This window comes from Mycobacterium sp. 1465703.0 (assembly GCF_001672975.1).
Lineage (GTDB): Bacteria > Actinomycetota > Actinomycetes > Mycobacteriales > Mycobacteriaceae > Mycobacterium.
The window spans coordinates 1-25,473 of record NZ_LZKU01000191.1; the positions used below are offsets into that span (position 1 = coordinate 1).

Below are 25,473 nucleotides of genomic sequence, written 5' to 3' on the forward strand. Positions count from 1 at the left end.
CTGGGTATCGCCGCATTCGGCCGGGAAGCCACCTACCGGGGCGTGCCGCCCGTCGTCGTGAGCCTGTTCGGTGCGCAGTTCATCACCTGGCGCGGCATTCCTCTGATCCCGTCGGACAAGGTGCCGGTGGAGGACGGTAAGACCAAGTTCATCCTGGTGCGCACCGGTGAGGAGCGCCAGGGCGTGGTCGGCCTGTTCCAGCCGGGACTGGTCGGCGAGCAGGCGCCGGGTCTGTCGGTGCGGTTCACCGGCATCAACCAGTCGGCGATCGCGACCTACCTGGTCACCCTGTACACGTCCTTGGCCGTTCTCACCGACGACGCGCTCGCCGTGCTCGACGACGTCGCCGTGGACCAGTTCCATGAGTACAAGTGAGTACCGAGCGGTAGACGCCGAAAGCGACCTGCCTATCAGCGCCGCGGAACTCGCCGCGCTGGCCAGCCAGCTCTATGCGGCCAGCATCCGGCCGGGCCCCGACAGTCCACCGCAGTCGGCCCCGGTCGCGCCGCGCGGCAGCGTGCCGGATGCCACGGCGGCCACCTCGGCCGGGCAGACCGCGGCCGGTACCGCCGACGTGTATCCGGGACCCACCCCGCTGGTCGGGCTCTCCAACGTCTACGTTCCGGCTCCGACGTCGCCCGAGCCGGCCGAAAGCCTGCCGCAGACAGTGCCGGTGGCGCCGCGCGGCAGTGCGCCCGATACGACGGCGGCCACCTCGGCCGCGCAGACCGCGGCGGGAACCGCCGATCTGTACCCCTCATCGGTTCCGGGGCTCAGCGTGTCCGATATCTACCTCCCGGCTCCGACGTCGGCCGAACCGGAACCGCCGCCGCAGACTGTGCCGGTCGCCCCGCGCGGGGGAGCGCCGGATACGACGACAGCAGCGGCGGCCCCCTGGGCGGGCGGCGACCTGAGCGCGTTCGCGGTACCCGCCGGCATCGTGCCCACCGTGCCCGGTGTGCTGGCCGGGACGGCACCGCCGGTACCCGCGGGCTCGCGCGGTTCGGCACCGTCGTGGCTGCCCGACGCGCCGTCGGTCACCGACCTGGGCTGGTCTGACGCGCCCGCATCGGTATCGAACGCGCCGGCCGGACACGAACAGGATTATTACTTCCTGACCAAAGCCGCTCCGGTGCCCCAATTTCCAGACGAGCACCAGGTTTTCGACGTCAACGCCGTCCGGGCCGATTTCCCGATTCTCAAAGAGGTCGTCAACGGAAAACCGCTGATCTGGTTCGACAACGCCGCAACCACACAGAAGCCGCAGGTGGTCATCGACCGGCTGGCGCACTTCTACGCGCACGAGAACTCCAACATCCACCGCGCCGCGCACGAGTTGGCGGCCCGGGCCACCGATGCCTACGAAGAGGCCCGCGACACGGTGGCCGAATTCATCGGCGCGCCAAGCTCGGACAACATCGTGTTCGTGCGTGGCACCACCGAGGCGATCAACCTGGTGGCACATGCGTGGGGCGGCAAGCATCTGCAGCCCGGTGACGAGATTGTCATTACACATCTTGAGCACCACGCGAATATCGTTCCCTGGCAGCTGATTTCGCAGAAAACCGGAGCGATCCTGAAAGTCGCTCCGATCGATGACGCGGGTAACCTGCTGCTGCACGAGTTCGAGGAACTGCTGGGCCCGAGGACCAAGCTGGTCGCGGCCAGCCAGGTGTCCAATGCCTTGGGCACGGTCGTTCCGGTGGACAAGATCGTCGAGTTGGGCCATCGCTACGGCGCCAAGGTGCTCATCGATGGCGCCCAGTCGATTCAGCACATCCCGATCAACGTCGCCGAGCTGGCTGCGGACTTCTTCGTGTTCTCCGGCCACAAGATCTACGGCCCCACCGGGATTGGCGCGCTTTATGGCACCGAGGAGGCGCTGACCGAGACGCCTCCCTGGCAGGGCGGCGGCCACATGATCGCCGATGTCACGTTGGAACGGTCGCTGTACCAGGGACCGCCGACCAAGTTCGAAGCGGGCACCGGCAACATCGCCGACGCCGTCGGATTGACCGAGGCGCTGCGCTACGTGCAACGGTTGGGGGTGGACCGCATCGCCGCATACGAGCACGCGTTGCTCGAGTACGCCACTCCGCGGTTGGCGGATATTCCGGGTGTGCGCCTGGTCGGTACCGCCGAGGAGAAGGCCAGCGTGCTGTCCTTCGTGCTGGCGGGTCACGAGCCGCTCGAGGTGGGCAAGGCGCTCAATGCCGAGGGCATTGCGGTGCGCGCCGGTCATCACTGCGCGCAGCCGGCCCTGCGTCGGTTGGGCCTGGAGGCCACCGTGCGTCCGTCCTTCGCCTTCTACAACACATTTGAGGAGATCGATGTGTTCTTGAAGGCGGTGCGCCGGATCGCCGAGGGCGGTGCCAACGTCGGCTGAACAGCCGGTGCCGGGTGCCCAACGCCGGCCCAGCCGGGCGTTGGGACTCGAGCGCCCGCCCGGCCGGGCTGAGGCAATGCGGTTGGGGCGCTGGAACCCTTAGGTCCCTGCGCCCCAACCGAATACGCGTGAGGTCAGCAGCACAATGCCCAGCGAGACGGTGGCAACGACGGTGAGCCCGATGACCGCGACGACCAACGGACGCCATCCAGTGCGCGCGATCTGACGAATGTCGGTGTTGAGCCCCACACCGGCAAAGGTCAGCAGGAACGCCCATTTCGAGACGTTGGCCAGGTTGGCGGTTTGCCCCTTGGTCAGCCAGCCGGCGGTGGCGATCGCCGACACCACCAAGAAGCCGAGCACGAATTTCGGAAACTTGTTCCAGACGAACGCGGCTTTGGCCTTGGCGCCCGGCGCAATCTCATCGGCTTGCCCCCGGGCCGCCCAAAACAGCGCGAAACCCAGCACAACGAACCCGATCAGCGCGTTGCGGGTGGACTTGACCAACACCGCGATCTTGCCGGCATGGTCGGAGTACAGATATCCAGTCGCGGTGGTTTCGGCGGTGTTGTCCACGGAAAGCCCCGCCCACAAACCGAATTCGTGATCACTGAGGCCGATCGCATGGCCCAGGGGCGGCAACACGAACAGGGACACCGCACCCAGCGCCAGGATCGCGGCGATCGCGTAGCTGACATCGGCGTTGCGGGCCCGGATCGCGCCCTTGGCCGCCACGATGGCCGACACCCCACAGATCGACGTGCCGATCGCCAACAACGAACCGAGCTTGCCCGACAACCCGAACGCGCGGGCCACCACGATGATGATCGTTCCGGCAATGGTCATGTCCACCAGAATCTGCACCAGGCTGATTCCACCGAGTTTGGCGATGTCGCCCAGCACGAATCGCGAGCCCAGCGCGACGATCCCGACCTTGAGCCAGAATTCGTAGGTCAGCACACCCGGACGAAATATCGGGTGCAGCCCGACGGTGTTGGTGATCAGCAACCCAATCACGATCGCCCACAACACATATTCGATGTCGGGCACGGTCCAGTGCTGGTGTTTGGCCAGGCCGTTCCACCAGATTTGGGCGTACTTGCCCAGCGCCCCGACGCCGATCAGCAGCAGGATGCCCGGCACATAATCGAGCGGACGGGTGCTGGTGAAGGTGGTTTCGGCCGAGGTTTCGTCGGGCTCCACCCGAACGGTGCTCACGCCGGTCACCACGGGATCTTCGGAAGCACGTTGGCCACTGCCAGCGCGACGATCACGCCCGCCACCGCCGTTGCCCACCAGTCCACCGACACCGCACCGAGCCGGTCCGTCCAGTTCGGCCCGTACGGAACGTCGGGATCCGTTGTGTCAGTTGGCACGCTTTCACCCACGATGAGCGCTCCTCAAGCACCTATGGCGGCTTCTTCAAGCCGCATCCTGTTGACCGGAATGGTGTCCTGCGGGCGTGCCACATCCAAGTGATTGGATCGGGCTGAATTTAGCTTGGCGGCCGCGGTGTGATCAGGTTGGCAGACCGTGCTTCTCGGCGTCGGCACGGTAGCGGTCCACCCACTCGTCGGAGCGCTGGTCGGCCTGGCGCTCGAGCACCGGCTCTGGCGCAAGTTGTGGGTCCAGCCCCAACGCCTCGAGGATGGATCCCACCACCTGAGTCAGGTTGCGCCACAACACCGGATAGGAGATGTCCATGGGCTTGATGTCTTCTTCGGCGAACCAATTTCGCCAGCCCTCTTCTTGTGCACGCAGCATGGTGACGACGTGGGCGATCGCGCCGGCGTGATAGGTGGCGCGGGCATCACGGGCCGGATCGGGCCTGCCTCGCCAGACCCGCGTCTGCACCGCCCGCCAGAACGACACCGCCTGCGAAATCACATCGGGGCGGTAGACGTGAATCAGCAGTGGCCGCTCGCCCACCACATCGGTGATCGCCGCCAGCAGGCCGTCGCCGCTGCGGTCGGGCAGGTTCTTCGCGCGGTCCAGCAGCAGCGGCGTCTGGTTCCACATCAACTTGCCGCCCCAGACGCCGTTCGGTGTCCGACCGACGGTGCGGATGTAGGCGCGCCAGATGTCGGGCGGCGCCAGGTCTGGCGTCCCGACGTCCAGCGGATCGAGCAGGCTCAGGATCGACTCGTCTTCAACGCCCGCGAACCACTCGCGTGGTTGCGGAGACTGGCTGGTGGACGGCAGGTACTGAAAAAACTCCTGTGGCTCGCCGGCCACCCCGGTAGCGCGCAGCGATTCGACCAGCAGGGTGCTGCCGCTGCGCTGCGACGCCAATACCAAGTATGACGACGGGCTGTTTGTCACCGGCAGAGTTTAACCAGAATTGCCGAATCCCAACCCTGGCGCGATTACGGTCACTTTGAAGGAAACCCTTGCGTTGGACCGCCCTTACCCGAAACTGTGGCGTTCGGCGATGACAGCCGAACGGGACGGTGGCCGTGAGTGCTCAACTGGTTTCGGAGCGGACGGAGAACCGCGTAAGCGGTGAATGCCGTGCTGCCTTGAGAAGGGCTGTATCGCAACGTGTTTCCGGCAGATACCCGGGCTTTCCGGCCGGCCGTCCCCGCCGTCTGCGCGCACCTCCGGTCGGGTGCCGGTCCTGCTGCGGGCCTCCGCGCGTCAGACCGACACCGATAATTCACGCAGGCTGACGGCCTGTCGTATTTCGTGGGCGATAGCTGAGCTCAGAGCAACCGCTCACATTCCTTCTTGTTGATTGCAAACCTGACGCCGGGCATCGTTTTGCCCGTACATTCCCTCATCTATGCGCTCGAGCAGACAAGTGGCGCAGGTAAACGGTGCTGTTTGCTCCAGGGCCAGCGCATTACGAACGTATAAGCGTCGTTACGAAGATGGGGGTCGGGGTTGAGTCAAGGACCGCCGTTGGGTTGGGCAAGCAGCGTGAACGCGACGACCCTCGCGAGGCCTATGAACGCGTTGGGCCAATTCTTCCTGCTGAGCGCCGAGGCGTTGGTTGCAGCCGTGCGCGGGCCCTGGGCGTGGCGTGAGGTGCTCGAGCAGATCTGGTTCGTCGCGCGGGTTTCCATTTTTCCGACCATCATGCTGTCGATTCCGTACACGGTGCTCATCGTGTTCGTCCTCAACATCCTGTTGGTGGAGATTGGTGCGGGCGATCTCTCCGGTGCCGGTGCCGGACTGGCCTCGGTAACCCAGGTCGGGCCGGTGGTCACGGCGATGGTCGTCTCGGGTGCCGGGTCGACCGCCATGTGCGCGGACCTGGGCGCGCGCACCATCCGCGAGGAAATCGACGCGATGAAGGTGATCGGCGTCAATCCGGTTCAGGCGCTGGTGGTTCCCCGCATCATCGCGGCGACGTTCGTCGCGGTCCTGCTGTACTCGGTGGTCGCTGTCACCGGGCTGACCGGCAGCTACATATTCGTCGTCTTCGTCCAGCACGTCACTCCCGGTGCGTTCATCGCGGGAATGACCTTGGTCACCGGGCTACCCCAGGTGGTGATCTCGCTGATCAAGGCGACCCTGTTCGGGCTATCCGCTGGTCTGATCGCCTGCTACAAGGGCCTGTCGGTGGGCGGCGGCCCAACCGGCGTCGGCAACGCGGTGAACGAGACGGTCGTCTTCTCGTTCATGGCCTTGTTCTTCATCAACATTCTCACTACCGCGCTCGGTGTGAAGGTGACGGCCAAATGACCGATGCCGCACGCGAGCCATCGTGGTTCGTCACTTTCGGTCCCCGGCTGGTGGATTCCACCCGCAAGCTGGGGGAGCAGACAGCGTTCTACGGGCAATCCTTGACCGCCACCGTCGATGCGATACGGCGCTACCCGGGGGAACTGCTGAGACTGATCGCCGAGATGGGAATGGGCACAGGCGCATTGGCCGTCATCGGCGGCACAGTTGGCATCATCGGCTTTCTCACCCTGACCACCGGCGCCCTGGTGGCCGTGCAGGGCTACGACACGCTGTCCAACATCGGCGTCGAAGCGCTGACCGGCTTCCTCTCGGCGTTCTTGAACGTCCGGATGATCGCACCCTGCACCGCCGGTTTGGCGTTAGCGGCGACGATCGGTGCCGGTGCGACGGCGCAACTCGGGGCGATGCGTATCAACGAGGAGATCGACGCGCTGGAGGTGATGGGGATCCGCGCGATCACCTACCTGGCGTCCACCCGGATCATCGCCGGCATCCTGGTCGTCATCCCGCTCTACGCGGTCGCCGTTTTGATGTCGTTCATCGCGGCGAAGTTCCTCACGATCTATGTGTACGGGCAGTCGCGAGGCGTCTACGAGCACTACTTCGCCACCTTCCTGCGTCCCACCGACCTGTTCTGGTCGTTCTTGGCGGCGCTGACAATGGCGGCCGGAGTGATGGTCGTACATACCTATTACGGCTTCACCGCGACGGGTGGTCCGGCGGGTGTCGGCGAAGCGGTTGGCAGGTCGGTGCGGTCATCGATGATCGTCACCGCGTTCGTGTGCCTGATGATTTCGCTGTCCGTCTACGGACAGTCCGGCAACTTCAACCTGTCTGGATAACCAGATGAGCAATCACAGTGACCGCCGGGCATCCCAGCGAAACAGGTCCCGTGCCAACAAGATTGACCCGATCTGGTGGGCACCCACGCTGTTCCTCCTGATCGGCGGCCTGATCGCGATGACGGCGGCCTCGTTCTCCGGCAAGTTTCAGGCCTCCGTCCCGCTCACGCTGGTGTCGGACCGAGCCGGACTGGTGATGGAAGACGGCGCCAAGGTCAAGCTGCGCGGTGTCCAGGTGGGCCAGGTCGCTTCGATCGGCACCGACGTGAAGACGGCCCGGCTTCAGCTGAAGATACAACCGGACGCCTTCAAGTATCTGCCGAGCAACCTCGAGGCCGAGATCAAGTCGACCACCGCGTTCGGATCCAAATTTGTCGACCTGATCGTTCCCGACCATGCCAGCGCCACATCCCTGAAGCCCGGCGCCACGCTGCACTCGCGCAACGTCACCGTGGAAGTCAACACGGTGTTCGAGAATCTGCAGTCGGTAGTCCAGGCGCTCGACCCGGCAAAGCTGAACGCCATCTTGTCCGCCTTTGCGCAATCGGTGCGCGGTAAGGGCGATCGGATCGGACAAGCGATCACCGACGCCAACAACGTGCTACTCACCGTCAATCCACGCATGGACACGATCGATAAAGACTGGCGGCTGTTCGGCAAGACGACCGGCATCTACTCCGATGCGGCGCAGAACATTCTGTCCATCCTGGACTCGGCGACGACTACCAGCGCGACCATCACGGACAACCAGCGCTCCCTGGACTCCCTGTTGCTGTCGACGATCGGCTTCAGCCAGACCGGCATCAACGTGATCGGCCGGAACGAATCGAACATCGTGCGGTCCATGAACCTGCTCGATCCGACGATGGCGCTGCTGGAGAAATACTCCCCGACCTACACGTGCCTATTCCAGGGCGCCCAATGGTATGTCGACCACGGCGGTCGAGACGCGTTGGGCGGCAACGGCTATTCGGTGATCCTCGACGCGGCACTGCTTTTCGGCGACGACCCGTACCGTTTCCCCAAACACCTGCCCAAGGTCAACGCGACCGGCGGCCCGGGCGGCAAGCCCAGCTGTGGTTCGCTGCCCGATCCCAGCGCGAACTTCCCGGTGCGTGCGCTGGTGACCGATACCGGATGGGGCGCGGCCCCCAATGAGATCCGTACCAATGTGGCTGCCGGTAATCCGTGGTGGGCCAACTGGTTCCCGACCACCAAGAACCCGCCGGAACCGCCACGTTACTTCTGGCGCGGGGGGCAGCCACCGCCATGAGAAGAAAGCTATCCAGCATCATCCTGCGGGTCGGCGCCTTCACCGCGGTCTGCCTGTTGTTCACCTTCGCGCTGATCGCGGTGTTCGGGCAGTTGCGCTTCGAGGACCGCACCGGCTACCGCGCGATTTTCACCAACATCTCCGGTCTCAAGTCCGGCAACTTCGTGCGCATCGCCGGGGTGGAGGTCGGCAAGGTCGGCGACCTGAGCCTGCACCGCGACGGCACCGTCACCGTCGACTTCGAAGTGGACAAAGGAGTGCGACTCAGCGAGGGCACCAAGGCCGTGGTGCGCTACGAAAACCTGATCGGTGACCGCTATCTCGCGCTCGAGGAGAGCCCGGGATCACCGCGCCGGCTGCCGCCGGCCGCCACCATTCCGCTGGCCCGGACCTCGCCCGCCCTCGACCTCGACGCCCTGATCGGTGGTTTCCGCCCGTTGTTCCGCGCGCTGGATCCCGACCAGGTCAATGCGCTGTCCGGTCAACTGTTGCGGATATTTCAGGGACAGGGCGGGACGCTGGCTTCGGTGCTCTCCCAAACCTCGATACTGACCTCGACCCTGGCCGGGCGCAGCGAACTGATCGGCCAGCTGATCACCAACCTGAACACCGTGCTGCACACCTTCGCCGCACGCGACCGCGAATTCTCCGACGGTGTAGACAAGCTGGCTCAGTTGGTGGACGGGTTGGCGCAACGCAGAAACGACATCTCCACCGGGCTCGCCTACGTCAACGCGGCCGCGGGCTCGATCACCGACCTGCTTGCTCAGTCCCGCCAGCCGATCAAAGACGTTGTGCACCAGACGGATCGCATGTCGGGGCAGGTGCTCTCGGACAAAGAGTACGTCGACAAGCTCCTCACGGACCTCCCGGACATCTACCAGGTGCTCGCCCGGCAGGGCTTGAACGGCGACTATTTCGGCTTCTACTTTTGCGAGGTATTGCTCAAGCTGAACGGTAAGGGGGGCAACCCGATCTTCGTCAAACTATTGGGCCAGCCCAGTGGGCGGTGCACGCCGCAATGAAGTTGAAACTACCCAAGGCTGACCGGCGAAGCCCGTTCGTGCTGGGCGTGATGGGAACCGTCATCCTGGCTTGCGTGACCGTTGTCGCCTTCCAGTACAACAAATTGCCGTTCATCAAGAACACCGATGACTACGCCGCTTACTTTGCCGAGGCCGGCGGCATCAAATCGGGTAACACCGTGCGGGTTTCGGGGATGGGAGTGGGTCGGGTTTCCGATCTGCGCCTGGAAGGCACCAAGGTCCGGGTGGGCTTTACCGTGCGCAAGGGCGTCGATTTGGGCGACCGCACCGAGGCGGCCATCAAAACCGAAACGATATTGGGCGCCAAGATGCTCGAGCTGACTCCGCGTGGAAGCGGGAAGTTATCGGGCACCATTCCCCTGGAACGCACCACCTCGCCCTATGAGCTGCCGGACGCGCTGGGCGATTTGACGACCACCATCAGCGGGCTGGACACCGCCCAACTGTCCACAGCACTGACGACGTTGGCCAACACGCTGAAAGCGACACCGGCCAATGTGCGGCCCGCGTTGGAGGGCGTCGCCCGGTTCTCCGACACCCTCAACGGTCGTGACGCACAGCTTCGCAGCCTGCTGGGCAACGCCAACAAAGTGTCGACGGTCCTGGGTAAGCGCAGCCAACAGATCGCCGGGCTGGTTGCGAACTCCAACGCACTGCTGGCCGCACTGCTCGATGAACGAGATTCACTGGACGCCTTGATGAACCACCTCACCGAGGTGTCACATCAAATCTCCGGACTGGTCAACGACAACAGAACCCAGCTCAAGCCCGCCCTCGACAAGCTCAACGGCGTCCTCGAGATTCTGGACAACCGCAAGGAAGACATTCAGAAAACGCTGCCCAAGTTCAAACGGTATGCGATGTCGTTTGGCGAATGCCTGGGCTCTGGACCATTTTTCAAGGCGTACGTGGCCAACTTGGTTCCCGGCCAGATCGGTGGTCCGGTTCTCGATGCGGACATGTATGACCGGTTCCTGGATCCCAACCAGAAGCTGCCGTCGGAGGCAGTGGACCCGCCCACTGGCAGCCCGCCGGTGCCGCCGGAGAACGCGCCAGTGCCGCTGTGGTCCCAGCCGCCGTCGCCCCCACCGTCGACACCACCGGTGCGGACCATCCCGCCGCCCTCGCCGCATGAGTTCGATGCGCCGTGAGCACGAGTCGAAGCATCCTCCGAAGAGTAACCGCCGCCAGCCTGATCCTGACGCTGACCGTGGCGTCGTTTCTGGTCGTCGACAAACTGTGGAAGGACGCCGAAAAGAACACTTACTCGGCGTATTTCACGGAGGCCAATGGCCTGTTCGTCGGTGACGAGATCCGGATACTCGGCGTGGCAGTCGGGGTGGTCGACAAGATCGAGCCGCAGCCGACCAGCTCCAAGGTGACGTTCTCGGTTGACAAGCAGTACTCGATCCCGGCCGATGCTCGTGCCGCCATCCTGTCACCGTCGCTGGTGACGTCGCGGGCGATCCAACTCGTTCCGGCGTACTCCGGTGGTCCCAAGTTGACCGCCGGCTCCTCGATTCCCCTCAGCCGCACCGCTGTTCCGGTCGAATGGGACGACTTTCGTAAGCAGCTGGAGAAGCTGACCGACGCCCTGCAGCCCACCAGCCCGGGCGGGGTGAATTCCGTTGGCGAGTTCATCGACTCGGCGGCAGACAATGTGCGCGGACAGGGAGACACCGCTCGCGACAGCGTGCTCAAGCTCTCCGAGGCGATTTCGGCGCTCGGCGATCACGCCGACGACATCTTCAGCACCGTGCGTAATCTCCAGTTGCTGGTGTCGGCGCTGTACTCCAGCAGCGATCTGCTGGCTTCGTTCAACCACAACCTGGCCGCCGCGACGACGCTGCTGTCGAACACCCCCAACGAGGTCGGCACCGCGTTGAAGTCATTGGACGGGGCGCTCACCGACGTGCGGGATTTCCTCGCCGAGAACCGAGAAGCCGTAGGCACCACGTTCGACCGGCTGGGCTCCATCACGACGGCGCTCAACGACAGCCGTGGCGATATCAAACAGATCCTGCACATCGCGCCGACGGTGTTCCAGAACTTCCTGAACATCTACCAGCCGGCCCAGAGTGCGATGACCGGCATCCTGGCCCTGAACAACTTCGCCGACATCCCGCAGTTCATCTGCAGCTCGATCGAAGCGGCGTCCCGCGCGCGCCTGGCCCGGGTCTCGAAACTGTGCTTGCAATACCTCAACCCGATCATCAAAAACCGCATCTACAACTACATTCCGGCGGGAATCAACCCCTTCGTCGGCACGCAGGCCCGGCCCAGCGAAATCACCTACAGCGAGGACTGGCTGCGGCCCGGGTACACGCCCCCGCCACCGCCCGACGCGCCACCGCCGCCGGATGGCGCCCCACCACCGCCTGCGGAGCAGCCGGCGCCCGACGCAGCGCCGCAACCCGCCGAGGCGCCACTCGCGCCGTCGCCGAACACGACGTCCAATTCGATCGAGGTGCTGCAGAACCTGATGCTTCCGACGGGACCGTCATGAGGCGCGCAGTGGCCGCAATGCTGGGACTGGTGTGCATGGCGAGCCTATCGGCGTGTGGCTGGCGCGGTCTGAATTCGTTCAGCCTGCCCGGTACTGCGGGCGGGGGACCGGGTTCGTACACGATTCAGGCCCAGATGCCCGATGTGGTCACCATCCAGGAGAACACCCGGGTTCGGGTGGACGACGTCAACGTCGGCAACGTCACCAAGATCGAGCTGCAAGATTGGCACGCGCTGGTCACCATGCGGATCAACGGTGATGTGCACCTGCCGGCCAATTCGACCGCCAAGCTCGGACAGACCAGCCTGCTCGGTTCGATGCATATCGAACTCGCCCCACCCAAAGGCGAGGCGCCGGTCGGCCTGCTGAAAGCGGGATCGGTCATCCCGCTGTCGCGCGCCAGCCTGTATCCCACCACCGAGCAGACCTTGGCCTCAGTGTCAATCCTGTTGAACGGCGGGGGAATCGGCCAGCTGCAGGAAATCACTCAGGCGGTAGCCAAAGCTTTCGCCGGCCGCGAAGACGACATGCGCAGTCTGCTCAGCCAGATCGACGAATTCATCGCCCGCACCAACGACCAGACCGACGACATCATCGCCGCCGCCGAGAACCTCAACGCCCTGGCCGGGCAGGTCGCCGGCAACGACGCGGTCGTCGACAAAGCCTTGACGTCCGTGCCCAAGGCGCTGGACGTGTTGGCCAAAGAGCGCGTCAAGATCGCCGACACCATCGATCAGGTCGGCAAATTCAGCGCGATCGCCGCCGACACCATCCACCAGAGCCGGGAATCTTTGGTGAACAACCTGCGCCACATCGCACCGGTGCTGCGGTCGCTCGCCGATGCAGGGCCCTCGCTCACCAAGGGGCTGGACGGGTTGGTGACCTACCCATGGCCGGCATCCACCGTGCGCAATTGGTTCCGCGGTGACTATGCCAACCTCACTCTGGTGGTCGATCTGACGTTGAGCCGCATCGACCAAGGACTGTTCACCGGCTCGCGGTGGGAAGGCAACCTCACCCAGCTTGAACTGCAGTGGGGCCGCACCATCGGCATGCAGCCGAGTCCGGTCACCGGGGGCAACCCGCTGACCTATCCCTACCACGTCGGGGGATACTGATGCTTCGACTGAATCGCCGGACGTGGATCCAGTTGTCAATCCTGACTCTGGTGACCGTCGTTTCCTGTGGCGCAATGGCATTCAACTTCATGAAGTTGCCCGCCACCCTGTTCGGGATCGGGGAATACAGAGTCAGCGTGGACCTGCCGCAGTCGGGTGGCCTCTATGAGACCTCGGTCGTGACTTACCGCGGCACCGATGTGGGACAGGTCAAGTCGGTCGGGGTCACCGCCACCGGGGTGCGCGCCGTGCTCGCCCTGAGATCGGGAGTCAAGGTGCCCTCTGACGTGCAGGCGTCGGTGCACAGCCGATCGGCCATCGGCGAGCAGTACATCGAGCTGACGCCGCAGCCGGGCAAGGCCGGCGAACACCGGGCGCTGCGCGATGGCGACGTTATCAACGCCGGTCACGTCGATGTGCCGGTCGACATCGGGCACCTGCTCGACATGACCAACCGTGCCCTGCAAGCGATTCCACGTGACAACTTGCGCACGGTGATCGACCAGACCAACCGGGCGGTGGGCGGACTTGGGCCGGAGCTGTCGCGCATCGTCGACGGCTCCACCGCACTGGCCATTGCCGGAGGCCGGACCGTCGACCCGCTTGCCGCCCTCATCGACCAGTCCCCGGCGGTACTCAACTCGCAGGTGCAGACGTCGGACGCGATCGCCACCTGGGCGGGCCACACGGCGGCCATCATGGCGCAGTTCAAAGCGCAGGATGCCGCGGTGCGAGATCTGCTGACACAAGGCACTTCCGGCATCGAGGAAGGCCGCGCGATGCTGGACCGGGTGACGCCGGCGTTGCCGGTGCTTTTCGCGAACCTGGTGAGCCTCGGCGACATCGCCGTCGTCTACCGCCACGACATCGAGCAACTGCTGGTGTTGCTTCCGCAAGGCATCGCGGCCATGGCTGCGATCATCGTGCCGAGCTCGAACACCAAACAGGAGTACCGGGGTGCGCAGTTGGACTTCAACCTCAACCTGAACCTGCCGCCGCCGTGCACCACGGGATACCTTCCGCCGCAGCAGCGCCGCTCACCGGCCAGCGTCGACGCCCCGGACCGGCCCGCGGCGGACCTGTTCTGCCGGGTGCCGCAGGACTCGGAGTTCAATGTCCGTGGCGTGCGCAATATTCCGTGCGAGGCCAAGCCGTGGAAGCGTGCGCCCACCATCGAGCTGTGCGAAAGCGACGAAGAGTACGTGCCGCTCAACGACGGCTACAACTGGAAGGGCGACCCCAACGCCACCACCAGCGGTCAGGGCGTGCCGCTGTACCCGCCGGGCCAGGATCCGCGACTGCCACCGCCGCGTGGCACCGCGTCACCGCCCGCGCCGGTAGCGGTGGCGCCCTATGACCCGGCCACGGGCGACTACGTCGGGCCGGACGGGCGCCGCTACACCGAGTCCGACCTGGCCCATCCACGTGCCAAGAGCTGGCAATCGCTACTTGTCCCGCAACCCTGAGAGAGTCTGAAGGAGCACTATGGCGGACACAGCTGATCCACCCACCAACGACGAAAATATCGACGCACCAACGGAAATCAACGCCGCAGCAGATGTCGACGTCACCGAGGCCGGCAAGGCCGACCCGGAAACGGCCGGGTCCGAAGACGGCGACGGTGCTGAAAGTGCACCCGTGGGCCGTCTCGCGCGGTGGCGTGCGCTCGCCCGTGGACGACGGCTTTCGCGCGCCGCCTCGGCGCTGGTGGCCAGCGGACTCATCGTGGCGGCGCTGGCCGGACTGTCCGGTTGGCTCGGATACCGCGCCTACCAAAAGCACGACGCCCAGGCTCGGCAGAACCTGTACGTCGCGACGGCCCGGCAGGGCGCGGTGAACCTCACCACGATCAACTACACGCAGGTCGACGCCGACGTGCAGCGGATCCTCGATTTGGCCACCGGCGCGTTCCGAGACGAGTTCGAACAGCGGGCCAAGCCCTTCATGGAGGTCGTCAAAGCGGCGCAGTCGAAATCCCAAGGTACGGTCACCGATGCCGGACTCGAATCCCAACGGGGCGACTCCGCCCAGGTCTTGGTCGCGGTCGCGGTGAAGTCGCGCACCGCCGGCGGCGAGGAGGCGCCCCGGGAATGGCGAATGCGCATCGAGGTCCGATCGACCGGCGATGACGCCAAGGTCTCGAACGTGGTGTTCGTGCCATGACGACACTGAAGGAAGACGTGAAAATCGAGACGGCCGACGAGGATCTGGACCCACAGGACGTGCAACCGGAAACGGCGGCCGTCGAGTCGGATGAATTGTCGGCCGACGCGCCACCGAAGACCAAGCGGGACAAGCGCCCCATCGTGTGGTCGCGGGTGTTCGCGTACTGGATACTGCCAGGGCTCGCATTGGTGTTGGCGCTCGGCGCGGGTTACTTCAGGTGGTCGACCGGATCGGCCGACGATCTTGCACTGGCGCGCTCCGAGTCGGTGCAGGCCGCCCGGGAAGACGCGGTCGCCTTGTTGTCCTATCACGCCGATTCGGTGGATAAGGACCTCGACGCGGCGCGCGAACGGCTGACCGGTGAGTTCAAAGACGCCTATGCCGAGCTGACCCGTCAGGTCGTCGTACCCGGTGCGAAAGAAAAGCACATCTCGTCGGTGGCGAAAGTCAACGCGGCAGCATCTGTTTCGGCGACCGAGAACCACGCCGTGGCCCTGGTGTATGTCGACCAGACGGTCACCATCGGTACCGGCGCTCCCACCGATACCCAGCCTGTTGTGCGGATGACGCTGGACAAAGTCAACGGCCGGTGGCTGGTTTCACGCTTCGACCCGGTGTGATCCGAGGAACCGTCATGCCCGTATCGGTACGTCAATGCGCCCGCGTGCTGCCTGCCGCTGTCGTCGTGCTGGCCACGGCCACCGTCGGCGCCCCGGACGCACATGCCGACAACAAGCGGCTCAACAGCGCGGTCGTCTCCGCCGTCTACACGCTGCAGCACCAGGCGGGTTGCACGAACGATGTCGTCAGGAACAACGCGCTGACGCTCGCCGCCGAATGGCATGCCGAAGACATGATGAGCAATCGCAACATCAACGGCGACACGGGCTCCGACGGCTCAACGCCACAAGACCGTGCTAACGCCGCCGGCTTCCGCGGCAGAGCCGCCGAGACGGTGGCGATCAACCCGGCCATCGCAATCAGCAGCCTGGAGCTGGTCAACCAGTGGTATTCCAACCCGGACGACATGGCGATCATCCGCGACTGCGCCAATAACACCATCGGGGTGTGGTCGGACAACAGTATGGACCGCACCGTGGTGGTGGCCGTGTACGGGCAGCCGGACCTGCCCAAACGGTAAGTGGCAGACGAAAGATCTTGACCAAGGAGGCGTTTGATGATCTTCACGCAGCACTACCTGAGCTGTTTGTCGCAGGCTTCCTACTTCATCGGAGACGAAAGCAGCGGCCGCGCGGTGGTCGTCGATCCGCGCCGTGACATCGACATCTATCTCGAGGAAGCGGCACAACACGGGCTGCGCATCGAGCGAGTCATCGAGACGCACATTCACGCCGACTTCCTCAGCGGCCACCTGGAGTTGGCCGAAGCCACCGGGGCGGTGATCTCCTACGGTGATAAAGCCGACGTCCAATTCCCGATCGAACCGCTACCCGATGGACTGCGAATATCGCTGGGAGAGGTGACATTCGAGGTCCTGGCGACCCCCGGGCACACGCCGGAGTCGATATGCCTTGTGGTCTATGAACACCCCGGCGATGAGGTGCCCTACGGTGTCCTCACCGGCGACACGCTGTTCGTCGGAGACGTCGGGCGCCCGGACCTGTGCTCGTCCGCGGACATCACCGCCGAGGAACTCGCCGAGTCGCTCTACCGCTCCCTGCACAACAAGCTACTGAGGTTGCCCGACGCGACCCGGGTGTTCCCGGCGCACGGCGCGGGATCGTCCTGCGGCAAGCAACTGTCGAGCGAGACCAGTTCGACCATCGGCGACCAGAAGAAGACCAACTATGCGCTGAACAAGCCCGACCTGCACGCGTTCATCGCTGCGATAACCGACGGGCAATCGGTGCAGCCGCCCTACTTCGAGTTCGACTCCAAGCGCAACACCGAGGCGCACCCACTGCTCGACAAGGATCCGCCGCCTCTGCTGGATATCGACGACGTGGTGCGCCTCGCCGAGCAAGGCGCGATACTGCTGGACACGCGAGAGCCCAGTGACTATGCCTCCGGCCATCTGCGCGGTGCTGTCAATGTCAGCCTGCAGGGGCGCTTCGCGGAATGGGCCGGCAATGTGCTGTCTCCAGACGTCGACATCGTGCTGGTCGGTGATCCCGTGCACGCGCAGGAATCCAAGATCCGGCTCGCCCGGGTGGGTTTCGACCGGGTGGTCGGTCAATTACGCGATCTTGCGCGGGTGGTTACCCGGCGAGGCGATCTCGTCGCGTCCGCTTCGCGACTGAGCGTCCATCAGCTCGCCGGATTGCGCGACGTGGAACCACGATTGCAGGTCGTGGACGTGCGCGGGCTGGGAGAAGTGGAAGACGGGATCATTCCCGGCGCCGACGTGATTCCTTTGCCGGCACTCAAGGATTCGTTGTCGGGGATCGATCGGACTGCGCCCGTCGTCGTCTACTGCGCCAGTGGTACCCGGTCGATGGTGGCCGCCAGCGTGTTTCGGGCATCCGGCTTCGGCGATGTGTCAGACCTGCTCGGCGGGTACGGTGCCTGGACGGGTGCCCAACTGCCGACGGGATAGTCCGTCCGCAAGTATCGCGGGGCCACCCGATTCGCTCGCGCCCTGCCACCTGAAAAAAAGTTCGGCATCACGCGCGTACTCGCTCACCTAATCTCATTTGGTGAGGTCAGCCCAGAAAAATAGGGGTTCGTGAAATCGCTGAGCGAGCGGCGACGCTCCCGCCGATCGGTCCTGTGACGACATTGCTGCCGAGACACAAACAGTTAAACCACCGTTACGGCCGCTCACAGGATATTCTTATGTGCCAGCGTCTCCGTGGATGGAGAGGGATCGTGGGATCTCAGAGAGTCGTCGTGGGTCAGCCGGACCGGCTTCCGTGGGCCGCGCGGGCTTCTGCAGTCCCTGCGACGCTCCTCGACCTCGGCAATCGGTATCCGGGGGCCGCGGTGCTGTTCGCGGCGCCGCTGACGGTTGCCGGCATCTGGGGAATGGTCACCCGCCCGTCACTGGCCCTGCCGCTGGTGGTGCTTGCCGGAGTGGCTTTGGTATTGATCGATTACTTGGCCGGTCCGTACCGAGTGGCTGAACAGAAGGCGCAGGTCGCCCCCGGCGACCAAAAGCGGAACCGTCAACCGCGTGTCAACCAGCCCCGGACGGTGGTACCCAGGACGCCGGTTAAAGAGAAGCCGCCGCCGCCGAAGTTAGAAGCCGAAGCCGATGCGGGGGCGCAAGCAGAGGCCGCCGCGGCCCAAGCGCTGGCTGCCGAGGCCGAAGCACTGGCCGTCGAGGCGCGAGCGCGCGCCGACGCGGCCGCCGCCGACGCCCTTGCCGCGGAAGCGGAAGCGCTGGCGGCGGAAGCCGAGGCGCTGGCCGCTGAAGCACGGGCACAACAAGAAGCCGCTGCCGCCGAAGCGTTGGCCGCCGAACCCGAAGCGGTGGCCGCCGAGGCGCGCGCGCAGGCCGAGGCCGCCGCGGCGGAAGCGCTGGCGGCCGAGGCTCGGGCGCGAGAACGGGCGCGCGCAGAGGCCGCGGCCGCCGAAGCGGTGGCCGCCGAGGCGCGGAAGCGGGCGCGAGCCGCCGAAGCTCAAGCACTGGCCGCCGAAGCCCGCAAGCAGGCCAAAGCCGCCGAAGCCCACGCCCTCGCGGCCGAAGCCCGCAAGCGGGCCAAAGCCGCCGAACCGGAAGCACTGGCCGCCGAAGCGCGGGCGCAGGCGGAAGCCGCCGAAACCCAGGCGCTGGCCGATGAGGTGCGGGCGCGAGAGCGCGCACACGCCGCAGCCGTCGAAGCCGAAGCTCGGGCCATCGAGGCCCGTAAGCAGGCCGAAGCCGCCGAAGCCGAAGCCTTGGCCGCCGCGGCCCGGAAACGGGCCGAAGCCGCTGAGGCCCAAGCCCTGGCCGCTGAAACCCGCAAGCAGGCCAAAGCCGCTGAAGCCGACGCGCTGGCCGCCGAGGCGCGGGCACGCGCAGAGGCCGCTGAAACCCAGGCGCTTGCCGCCGAGGCGCGGGCGCGGGAGCTTGCGCACGCAGAGGCCGCTGAAGCCGAAGCGCTGGCCGCCGAGGCACGGGCGCGTGCGGAGGCCGCCGAAACACGAGCCCGCGCCGCCGAGGTGTGGGCGGGAGCAGAAGCCGCCGAAGCCCAGGCTCGGGCGGCCGAGGCGCGTGCGCGGGCAATCCGGCTGCGGCTTGAGGCCGAAGCCAAAATCAAACGGCGTCCCCAAGGGAACGCGCCGTAGTCAATGCCGCGACCCGCTCTTGCGGTTACGGCCGCTGGACGGGTGCCGGACGCTGATGCGAAAGTGGTTTGGCTAGACCGCTTTTGCGTTCCCGGTTGGGTCGCCGAGTCGGGATAACACCGCCTCGGCGTTCGATGTCGCACCACGGTTGTAGGGCAGCTTGGACAGGGCCGTGGCCATCGCGCAGGTGTCGGTCAGAGCCGCGAAAGTCAGTCCGCCGCCGATCGCGGCGGCCACCCATTTGAGCCGCGGCACGGCGAGGCTGCCAAGGACGGAGGACAACACCACCGATCCGGCCACCAGCCGCACCTGACGTTCGAGTTCCCACCGCTGGGCCCCGCGCTCGACGATGAAGCCGCGCCCTTCCCAGTCGTTGATCCCGTTCTCGAGAACACGCCCACCGGTCAATCCCGCATCTTGCAACAGCGCTTGGGCTTTCGTCGAGCGCTGTCCCGAACGGCACACCAGCACGACGCCGCGACCGCTGTCGAGACGCCCGGCGATCTCGCGGGCATGATTTTCCACCACGTCGAGTGGCACGTTGTAGGACCCGGTGATGTGTGCCGTCTCGAACTCGGCCGGCGTGCGCACGTCGACAAGGCTTGGGGCGGTGGATGACTCGAGCAACTCGAGAAGTTCGACCGAGGTGATGGCATCGGCGGTCGTCGCGGTCATGCTGTCCTCCCGGGGTGAGCAATGCGTTGTGCTCTTGACTACCCCGGCCGGCGGAAGTCTGTGACGTTTCGATCAGTATGAATCTGAAACGATTTGCAGCGTTTCCGCGCCGTCATGCTCGTCGGCGATGTCGCAAACACACACGTGAGCACCGTGCCGCCACGGCCCGAACTGCCAACTGCGCCTGCGCATCAGATGCTGCGCGTAGACCTTGTCGCGCTGATCCTGCGAGAACGCGAAGTCCAGGTTGACAGGCAGTCCCGCCCAGTCGACCTGGTCCTCGGCCATGCTGCCGTATCGCAGCCCGCATTGCAGCGGGCAGCCGTTCTTGATGACCCGATCGGGTCCATCACACTCCCGAGCCACGATGACGTCACTCCTTCAGGCGCGCGACCTAACGAGTGCATCGTGCGACGCGGAAGTTTCGGCGACGGGTGTGCGATGTTTCCGCTGTGTAACAGGTTCGGCGTCCGGGAACGGTTGCGCTAGTAAACGTCGCGGTGGTAGCGCTTGTCGGCGCTCAACGACTGGACATAGTCCTTTGCCGCCTCCGGATCGAGTTTGCCGAACTCGGCCGCGATCTCGCAGAGCGCTCGGTCGACGTCCTTGGCCATCGGATCCGCGGTGCCGCAGACGTACAGCTGGGCGCCATCCTGCAACCAGCTCCATAGCTGCGCCCCACGGTTGCGCATCAGGTGCTGTACGTAGACCTTGTGCTGCTGGTCCCGCGAAAACGCCAAGTCCAACTCGGTGAGGAACCCGTCGTCGCGCATCTGCTCGAGTTCGTCGCGGTAGTAGAAGTCGGTGGCGGCGTGCTGCTCACCGAAGAACAGCCAGTTGGGTCCGGTGTGGCCGAGCGCCCGTCGTTCCTGCAGGAAACCGCGGAACGGTGCGATACCCGTCCCGGGCCCGATCATGATCATCGGTGTGTCCGACTCGCTCGGCGGCCGGAAATTGCTCGAAGACTGCAGATAGACGGCGACCCGATCGCCGGGGGAACGGTCGGCGAGGTAGGTCGAACACACCCCGCGCCGCGGCACACCCTGGAAGTTGTAGCGCACCGGGGAGACCGTCAGGTGAACCTCGCCGGGGCATTCTTTGGGGCTCGACGAGATCGAGTACAGGCGCGGCTGAAGGCGTTTGAGGACCCTCAGCCACTCGTGGGCAGAGGCCGATACCGGCAGCTGCGCCAACAGGTCGATGGACTGGCGACCCCAGGTCCAATCCGACAGTGCGCGCTTGTTTTCCGGCTTCAGCAGCTCCGCGAGTGTCGAGTCGCCGGTGCGCTCCTGCACGAACCGCACCAGATCCCGGCTGATGTGGGCGATCTCGATGCGCTCGGTGAGCGCGGAGCGCAATGACATCAGACCATGCTCGCCGACCTCGACCGGGGTTTGTCCGTTCAGTCCGGTGACTGCCAGCCATTCGTCCACCAGTTGGTCGCTGTTGCGCGGCCACACTCCGAGTGCGTCACCGGCTTCGTAGCGGACCGAGTCTTCCGGCATGTCAAAAACCAGGTGCCGCACGTCTTTTGTCGATTCCGGCCGGCTCAGCATGGTGTTACGAACGATGCCGGTGATCAGCGGATGCTTTTTGCTGTAGGTACTCGGCGCACTCGGGCGGGACGGCGCCGCAACCGGGGAAGTGCGGGCGGGCGCCGTCGTACTTCCATCCCCGCCGACAGACGTGGGCGTCCGGGTCAGGGCTTCGATGACGTCGCCGATCCATTTCGACGCGGAGTCGTCGTAGTCCGGTTCGCAGTCCACCCGATCGGTGATGCGGGTCGCTCCCAGTTCGGCCAGGCGTGCGTCGAGTTTGCGCCCGTGACCGCAGAAGTCGTCGTAATTGGAATCACCCAATGCGAGCACGGCATAGCGGGTATTGGTGAATCGCGGTGCTGTGTCGGAAGTGAGTGCCCGCCAAAGGCCCGCGCCGTTGTCGGGCGCCTCACCGTCACCGGTGGTGCTGGTGACAAGTAACAGTTCCCGAGTCGTCGCCAAATCGGCCGGCGGAAAGTCGTCCATGCTGTGCAGGGCAGCCGGCAGTTCGGCGGTGCCCAATCGCGCGGCGATTTCGACGGCGAGTTCCTCGGCGTTCCCGGTCTGGGATGCCCACAGCACCACGATGGGCGCCCGCGCGGCGGCGGGTCTGGGGTCGGCGGGCGCGGCGGGCGGTTGCCGGACGGCCGGTGCATTTTGCGACGCCTCGGACGGCACCACCCCTTCGGGTCCGTCGGTGCGCGAGAACAATCCGGCCAGAAGGCCGTCCACCCACAGCCGGGTGCTGGAATCGAAGGGCGCGCTGAGCGGCAGGGTCGGCACCCCGCCGACGCGGCGGCCGGCGTCCGAACGAAGTCCGGACAGCATCCCGGCAAGGTATGAGCGGCCGAGCTCGTTGAATTCCGGCCTGGGCTGTGTTGCCACGCCGAGTAATTCACCGAGGGCATCGACTTGTGACACGCTGATTTCTCGTACCTCCGTGGGCGCGGATTCTGGTGTGTCGGCGGCCACCGGTATCTCGGTGTCCGAATAAGGTTGAGAGACAGTGACCTTCGTCAATGTGACGGCACACGCCTTGAACTCCGGTTGGCTCGATATCGGATCGACCGCATCATTGGTGACGGCGTTGATCGACAGATACTCGCCGAAGGTGTCATTCCAGTGGAAGGGCGCGAAGCAGTTACCGGGCCGCACCCGGTCACTGACGACGGCAGGCAGCACGGCACGTCCACGGCGGGAGGCGATTTCAATCGGATCGTCGTCCGCGATATTCAGGCGCGCGGCGTCGTCCGGGTGGATCTCAACGAACGGCCCGGGGTTGAGCTTGTTGAGTTTGGCGACCTTGCCGGTCTTGGTCATGGTGTGCCATTGGTGCGGCAAGCGGCCGGTGTTCAGTAGGAACGGGTAGTCGTCGTCGGGCATTTCCTCGGGTGGCAGGTGCGGACGGGCGAAGAACACCGCACGACCTGTCGGCGTGGGGAAGGCCAACCGCGGCACGCTGCCGTCCTCGCGGATCAACTGCGTCTGGCTGACACCGTCATTGAGATAGCGGATCGGGCTGCGGTCGCCGTCGCTCCCCGGTGCGCACGGCCACTGCAGCGGACTCTGGCGCAGCCGCTGGTAGCTGACGCCCCGCAGGTCATAGCCGGTCGTAGGGTTCCAGAACCGCTTGATCTCTTCGAAGACTTCTTCGGCGGAGCTGTAACTGAACGCCTGCGAAAATCCCATCGCGCAAGCGATCCGGGCGATGATCTGCCAGTCAGGCAAAGCATGGCCCGGCGCCGGTACCGCCGGCTGGAACAGCGTCATGTTGCGCTCCGAATTGACCATGACCCCTTCGGATTCGGTCCACAAGGCGGCCGGCAACAACACATCGGCGTATGCGTTGGTCTCAGTTTCGAAGAACGCGTCCTGGGCCATCACCAATTCGGCGCGCTCTAGCCCGGCCAGCACCGTCTTTCGATTAGCCACGGATGCAACGGGATTGGTGCAGACGATCCAGCACGCCTTGATTTCTCCGCCGGCCATCCGGGCGAACATGTCGATGGTGCCGCTGCCGACTTCGGTGCGCAGCGTTCCTCGCGGGATGCCCCACAGGTTCTCGACGAACTCGCGGTCGTCGCCGGATGCCACCGAACGCTGGCCTGGCAAACCCGGCCCCATGTAACCCATCTCGCGGCCGCCCATCGCGTTGGGTTGGCCGGTGAGGGAAAACGGGCCGTTGCCCGGCTTGCAGATCGCGCCGGTGGCCAGGTGCAGATTGCAGATGGCGTTGGTGTTCCAGGTGCCGTGGGTGCTCTGGTTGAGGCCCATCGTCCAACAGCTCATGAAATTCTCGGCTTCGCCGATCATTCGGGCCGCTGTGCAAATGTCTTCTTCTGCGATACCGGTCACCGCGCTGACCATGTCGGGGGTGTACTGCGCCAAGAAACTGGGCATCACCTCCCAGCCCTCGGTGAATTGGGCGATGAAATCGGTGTCGGTGTGGCCGTTCTCGACGATCAGGTGCAGAAGTCCGTTGAGCAGTGCCAGATCCGATCCCGGCGCGATCTGCAGGAACAGATCCGCCTTATCGGCGGTCGCGGTGCGTCGCGGGTCGACGACGATCAGCTTCGCGCCGGCCTTGACCCGGTCCATCATGCGCAGGAACAGGATGGGATGGCAGTCGGCCATGTTCGCACCGGTGACGAAGAAGACGTCGGCGCGATCGAAGTCTTGATACGAGCCCGGCGGTCCGTCCGCGCCCAGGGAGAGCTTGTACCCAGAACCGGCGCTGGCCATGCACAGTCGGGAGTTCGACTCGATCTGGTTGGTGCCGATGAAGCCCTTGGTCAGCTTGTTCGCCAGGTACTGTGCCTCGATGGACATTTGGCCCGACACATACATCGCGAAGGCATCCGGGCCGTGCTCATCGATGATCGCCCGTAACCGCTTCGCGCACTGGGTGATCGCCCGATCCATGTCGACGGGCTCGAGCGGTTCGCCGCGCTCGGCCCGCAGATGCGCCGAGTCCATCCGGCCCGGCGCGCCAAGCATGTCCGACGTGGTGGCGCCTTTGGTGCACAATCGGCCGAAGTTGGCCGGATGTTCTTTGTTTCCAACCGACTTGGCGACGTGATCGCGGCCCGTTTTCGGATCCGTTGTGACCTGCAACACCATGCCGCACCCGACGCCGCAGTAAGCGCACATGGTGTTCACGGCGTGCTTAGGCGCCATGGACTCCCTCGCCACGCTCACGTCCCTCCGTCGAGTGCGTACGGGTTAGCTCCGTATCAGGTGAGTTCATTGTGGAGCAGGCATGTTTCGGCACCGCTGCCCGAAATTTCCCCCGGTTTACTTCTTCCTCTCAACGGCCAACTCGCCGGTGTGAAATCGCCGGGGGATTTACCGCTGGAGATTGCGTTATCGCAGGTCACCGTTGACTGCCCAACCCGCTTGAGGTTAGTCAGTACGCCCCGCGAAACGCTTCTCAGAACGGGGTTTTTGACCAAACCGATGGGACATTCACAGTCTTCGCTAAGCTCACCGCGTGCGTCCGCTCATTGTGATCTTTCTGGTTTTGCTGGCCTCCGGCTGCGGCTGGAAGCCCACCGCGCCACCACAAGCCCGACCTGACACCTGCAAGGAGTCCGATGGGCCGACGGCGGACATCGTGCGCCGGGCAATCACCGCGGTTCCCATCGCCATTCCCGGCACCATCTGGGTGGAAATGGGGCGGGGGCATACCCGGAATTGCCGCCTGCACTGGGTGCAGATCATCCCGACGATCGCGAATGAAGCAAGTCCGCAACAATTGATCTTCTTCGACCACAACAGGCCGCTCGGTACCCCGACGTCGAACCCGAAGCCGTATATAACCGTGCTACCGCCCTCGGATGACACCGTCACCGTTCAGTACCAGTGGCAGAAGGGAAATGATCAGCTGTGCTGTCCCACCGGCATCGGAACGGTGAAGTTCCGGATCGGCTCCGATGGCAAGCTGCAGACCCTTGGCAAGGTTCCGAACCAATAACGTTTCAGCGCAATGACTTCCGTGGCCGCG

21 protein-coding genes and 1 pseudogene are annotated in these 25,473 nt (G+C 65.0%); 16 read left to right on the top strand and 6 right to left on the bottom strand.

Annotated elements, in window-relative coordinates; translation table 11 throughout:
- Together A5625_RS17645 and A5625_RS17650 are read left to right on the top strand one after the other, a co-directional pair.
- Positions 1-375 (top strand): annotated as a pseudogene (locus A5625_RS17645) (hypothetical protein); the annotation flags it as partial.
- Positions 362-2,386 carry a family 2A encapsulin nanocompartment cargo protein cysteine desulfurase gene (locus A5625_RS17650; RefSeq protein ID WP_066996601.1) on the top strand — a complete coding sequence of 675 codons (2,025 nt, stop codon included), beginning with the start codon at positions 362-364 and terminating at the stop codon, positions 2,384-2,386. The pseudogene A5625_RS17645 and the gene A5625_RS17650, both read left to right, overlap by 14 nt.
- 99 nt (positions 2,387-2,485) lie before the next feature.
- Here A5625_RS17650 and A5625_RS17655 read toward each other — a convergent pair whose 3' ends face one another.
- The 3 genes from A5625_RS17655 to A5625_RS17660 all read right to left on the bottom strand — a co-directional run bounded on the left by A5625_RS17655 (position 2,486) and on the right by A5625_RS17660 (position 4,708).
- Complete coding sequence (locus tag A5625_RS17655; RefSeq protein ID WP_066996605.1) at positions 2,486-3,616, bottom strand: YeiH family protein; 1,131 nt, start codon at positions 3,614-3,616, stop codon at positions 2,486-2,488.
- Positions 3,610-3,762 carry a hypothetical protein gene (locus tag A5625_RS29675; RefSeq protein WP_197516142.1) on the bottom strand — a complete coding sequence of 51 codons (153 nt, stop codon included), beginning with the start codon at positions 3,760-3,762 and terminating at the stop codon, positions 3,610-3,612. The genes A5625_RS17655 and A5625_RS29675 overlap by 7 nt, the downstream gene beginning before the upstream one ends.
- 142 nt (positions 3,763-3,904) lie before the next feature.
- Positions 3,905-4,708, bottom strand: coding sequence for a Stf0 sulfotransferase family protein (locus tag A5625_RS17660; protein ID WP_066996608.1), 804 nt, complete (start codon positions 4,706-4,708; stop codon positions 3,905-3,907).
- A 597-nt stretch (positions 4,709-5,305) separates the two neighbouring features.
- Between A5625_RS17660 and A5625_RS17665 the strand changes: the two genes are divergently transcribed.
- The 13 genes from A5625_RS17665 (at position 5,306) to A5625_RS17725 (ending at position 19,257) form a co-directional block, all read left to right on the top strand.
- Positions 5,306-6,073: an ABC transporter permease gene (locus tag A5625_RS17665; protein ID WP_066996611.1), complete on the top strand. Its 768-nt coding sequence runs from the start codon at positions 5,306-5,308 to the stop codon at positions 6,071-6,073.
- Positions 6,070-6,918: an ABC transporter permease gene (locus A5625_RS17670; RefSeq protein WP_066996614.1), complete on the top strand. Its 849-nt coding sequence runs from the start codon at positions 6,070-6,072 to the stop codon at positions 6,916-6,918. The genes A5625_RS17665 and A5625_RS17670 overlap by 4 nt, the downstream gene beginning before the upstream one ends.
- Positions 6,919-6,922: 4 nt before the next feature.
- Complete coding sequence (locus A5625_RS17675; RefSeq protein ID WP_066996616.1) at positions 6,923-8,191, top strand: MCE family protein; 1,269 nt, start codon at positions 6,923-6,925, stop codon at positions 8,189-8,191.
- Positions 8,188-9,216: an MCE family protein gene (locus A5625_RS17680; RefSeq protein ID WP_066996619.1), complete on the top strand. Its 1,029-nt coding sequence runs from the start codon at positions 8,188-8,190 to the stop codon at positions 9,214-9,216. The genes A5625_RS17675 and A5625_RS17680 overlap by 4 nt, the downstream gene beginning before the upstream one ends.
- Entirely contained in the window at positions 9,213-10,388 is a 1,176-nt protein-coding gene (locus A5625_RS17685; RefSeq protein WP_156748314.1) for an MCE family protein, read from the top strand. Before A5625_RS17680 ends, A5625_RS17685 begins: the two co-directional genes overlap by 4 nt.
- Positions 10,385-11,743 (top strand): MCE family protein, encoded by a 1,359-nt coding sequence (locus A5625_RS17690; protein WP_066996622.1) that lies wholly within the window; start codon positions 10,385-10,387, stop codon positions 11,741-11,743. The genes A5625_RS17685 and A5625_RS17690 overlap by 4 nt, the downstream gene beginning before the upstream one ends.
- A complete protein-coding gene (locus tag A5625_RS17695; RefSeq protein ID WP_066996625.1) occupies positions 11,740-12,861 on the top strand; it encodes an MCE family protein in 1,122 nt (373 codons plus the stop codon). Before A5625_RS17690 ends, A5625_RS17695 begins: the two co-directional genes overlap by 4 nt.
- Positions 12,861-14,327, top strand: coding sequence for an MCE family protein (locus A5625_RS17700; RefSeq protein WP_066996628.1), 1,467 nt, complete (start codon positions 12,861-12,863; stop codon positions 14,325-14,327). The genes A5625_RS17695 and A5625_RS17700 overlap by 1 nt, the downstream gene beginning before the upstream one ends.
- 19 nt (positions 14,328-14,346) lie before the next feature.
- A complete protein-coding gene (locus A5625_RS17705) occupies positions 14,347-15,024 on the top strand; it encodes an Mce protein (protein ID WP_066996630.1) in 678 nt (225 codons plus the stop codon).
- Positions 15,021-15,647, top strand: a complete 627-nt coding sequence (locus A5625_RS17710; protein ID WP_156748316.1) for a hypothetical protein — start codon at positions 15,021-15,023, stop codon at positions 15,645-15,647. Before A5625_RS17705 ends, A5625_RS17710 begins: the two co-directional genes overlap by 4 nt.
- A gap of 14 nt (positions 15,648-15,661) precedes the next feature.
- Positions 15,662-16,168: a CAP domain-containing protein gene (locus tag A5625_RS17715; RefSeq protein WP_066996634.1), complete on the top strand. Its 507-nt coding sequence runs from the start codon at positions 15,662-15,664 to the stop codon at positions 16,166-16,168.
- A gap of 36 nt (positions 16,169-16,204) precedes the next feature.
- Positions 16,205-17,584, top strand: a complete 1,380-nt coding sequence (locus tag A5625_RS17720; RefSeq protein WP_066996637.1) for an MBL fold metallo-hydrolase — start codon at positions 16,205-16,207, stop codon at positions 17,582-17,584.
- Between the two features lie 272 nt (positions 17,585-17,856).
- Positions 17,857-19,257, top strand: coding sequence for a hypothetical protein (locus A5625_RS17725; protein WP_156748319.1), 1,401 nt, complete (start codon positions 17,857-17,859; stop codon positions 19,255-19,257).
- Positions 19,258-19,329: 72 nt separating this feature from the next.
- Here the strand turns inward: A5625_RS17725 and A5625_RS17730 are convergent, their stop codons facing one another.
- From A5625_RS17730 to A5625_RS17740, 3 genes are all read right to left on the bottom strand, one after another.
- The gene (locus A5625_RS17730; RefSeq protein WP_066996643.1) at positions 19,330-19,932 is read right to left on the bottom strand and encodes a rhodanese-like domain-containing protein; all 603 of its coding nucleotides are present in this window, start codon (positions 19,930-19,932) and stop codon (positions 19,330-19,332) included.
- Between the two features lie 72 nt (positions 19,933-20,004).
- The gene (locus tag A5625_RS17735; protein WP_197516143.1) at positions 20,005-20,265 is read right to left on the bottom strand and encodes a hypothetical protein; all 261 of its coding nucleotides are present in this window, start codon (positions 20,263-20,265) and stop codon (positions 20,005-20,007) included.
- Between the two features lie 152 nt (positions 20,266-20,417).
- Entirely contained in the window at positions 20,418-24,647 is a 4,230-nt protein-coding gene (locus A5625_RS17740) for a bifunctional nitrate reductase/sulfite reductase flavoprotein subunit alpha (RefSeq protein WP_066996645.1), read from the bottom strand.
- A gap of 328 nt (positions 24,648-24,975) precedes the next feature.
- On the opposite strand from A5625_RS17740, the gene A5625_RS17745 reads away from it, so the two are divergent.
- Complete coding sequence (locus A5625_RS17745) at positions 24,976-25,443, top strand: LppP/LprE family lipoprotein (RefSeq protein WP_066996717.1); 468 nt, start codon at positions 24,976-24,978, stop codon at positions 25,441-25,443.
- Positions 25,444-25,473: the final 30 nt, after the last annotated feature.

Bases quoted from the DNA above. Each gene is read 5' to 3' on its own strand.
- A5625_RS17650 (WP_066996601.1), top strand. From the start codon at position 362: ATGAGTACAAGTGAGTACCGAGCGGTAGACGCCGAAAGCGACCTGCCT.
- A5625_RS17670 (WP_066996614.1), top strand. From the start codon at position 6,070: ATGACCGATGCCGCACGCGAGCCATCGTGGTTCGTCACTTTCGGTCCC.
- A5625_RS17675 (WP_066996616.1), top strand. From the start codon at position 6,923: ATGAGCAATCACAGTGACCGCCGGGCATCCCAGCGAAACAGGTCCCGT.
- A5625_RS17680 (WP_066996619.1), top strand. From the start codon at position 8,188: ATGAGAAGAAAGCTATCCAGCATCATCCTGCGGGTCGGCGCCTTCACC.
- A5625_RS17685 (WP_156748314.1), top strand. From the start codon at position 9,213: ATGAAGTTGAAACTACCCAAGGCTGACCGGCGAAGCCCGTTCGTGCTG.
- A5625_RS17695 (WP_066996625.1), top strand. From the start codon at position 11,740: ATGAGGCGCGCAGTGGCCGCAATGCTGGGACTGGTGTGCATGGCGAGC.
- A5625_RS17700 (WP_066996628.1), top strand. From the start codon at position 12,861: ATGCTTCGACTGAATCGCCGGACGTGGATCCAGTTGTCAATCCTGACT.
- A5625_RS17705 (WP_066996630.1), top strand. From the start codon at position 14,347: ATGGCGGACACAGCTGATCCACCCACCAACGACGAAAATATCGACGCA.
- A5625_RS17710 (WP_156748316.1), top strand. From the start codon at position 15,021: ATGACGACACTGAAGGAAGACGTGAAAATCGAGACGGCCGACGAGGAT.
- A5625_RS17715 (WP_066996634.1), top strand. From the start codon at position 15,662: ATGCCCGTATCGGTACGTCAATGCGCCCGCGTGCTGCCTGCCGCTGTC.
- A5625_RS17720 (WP_066996637.1), top strand. From the start codon at position 16,205: ATGATCTTCACGCAGCACTACCTGAGCTGTTTGTCGCAGGCTTCCTAC.
- A5625_RS17730 (WP_066996643.1), bottom strand. From the start codon at position 19,932: ATGACCGCGACGACCGCCGATGCCATCACCTCGGTCGAACTTCTCGAG.
- A5625_RS17740 (WP_066996645.1), bottom strand. From the start codon at position 24,647: ATGGCGCCTAAGCACGCCGTGAACACCATGTGCGCTTACTGCGGCGTC.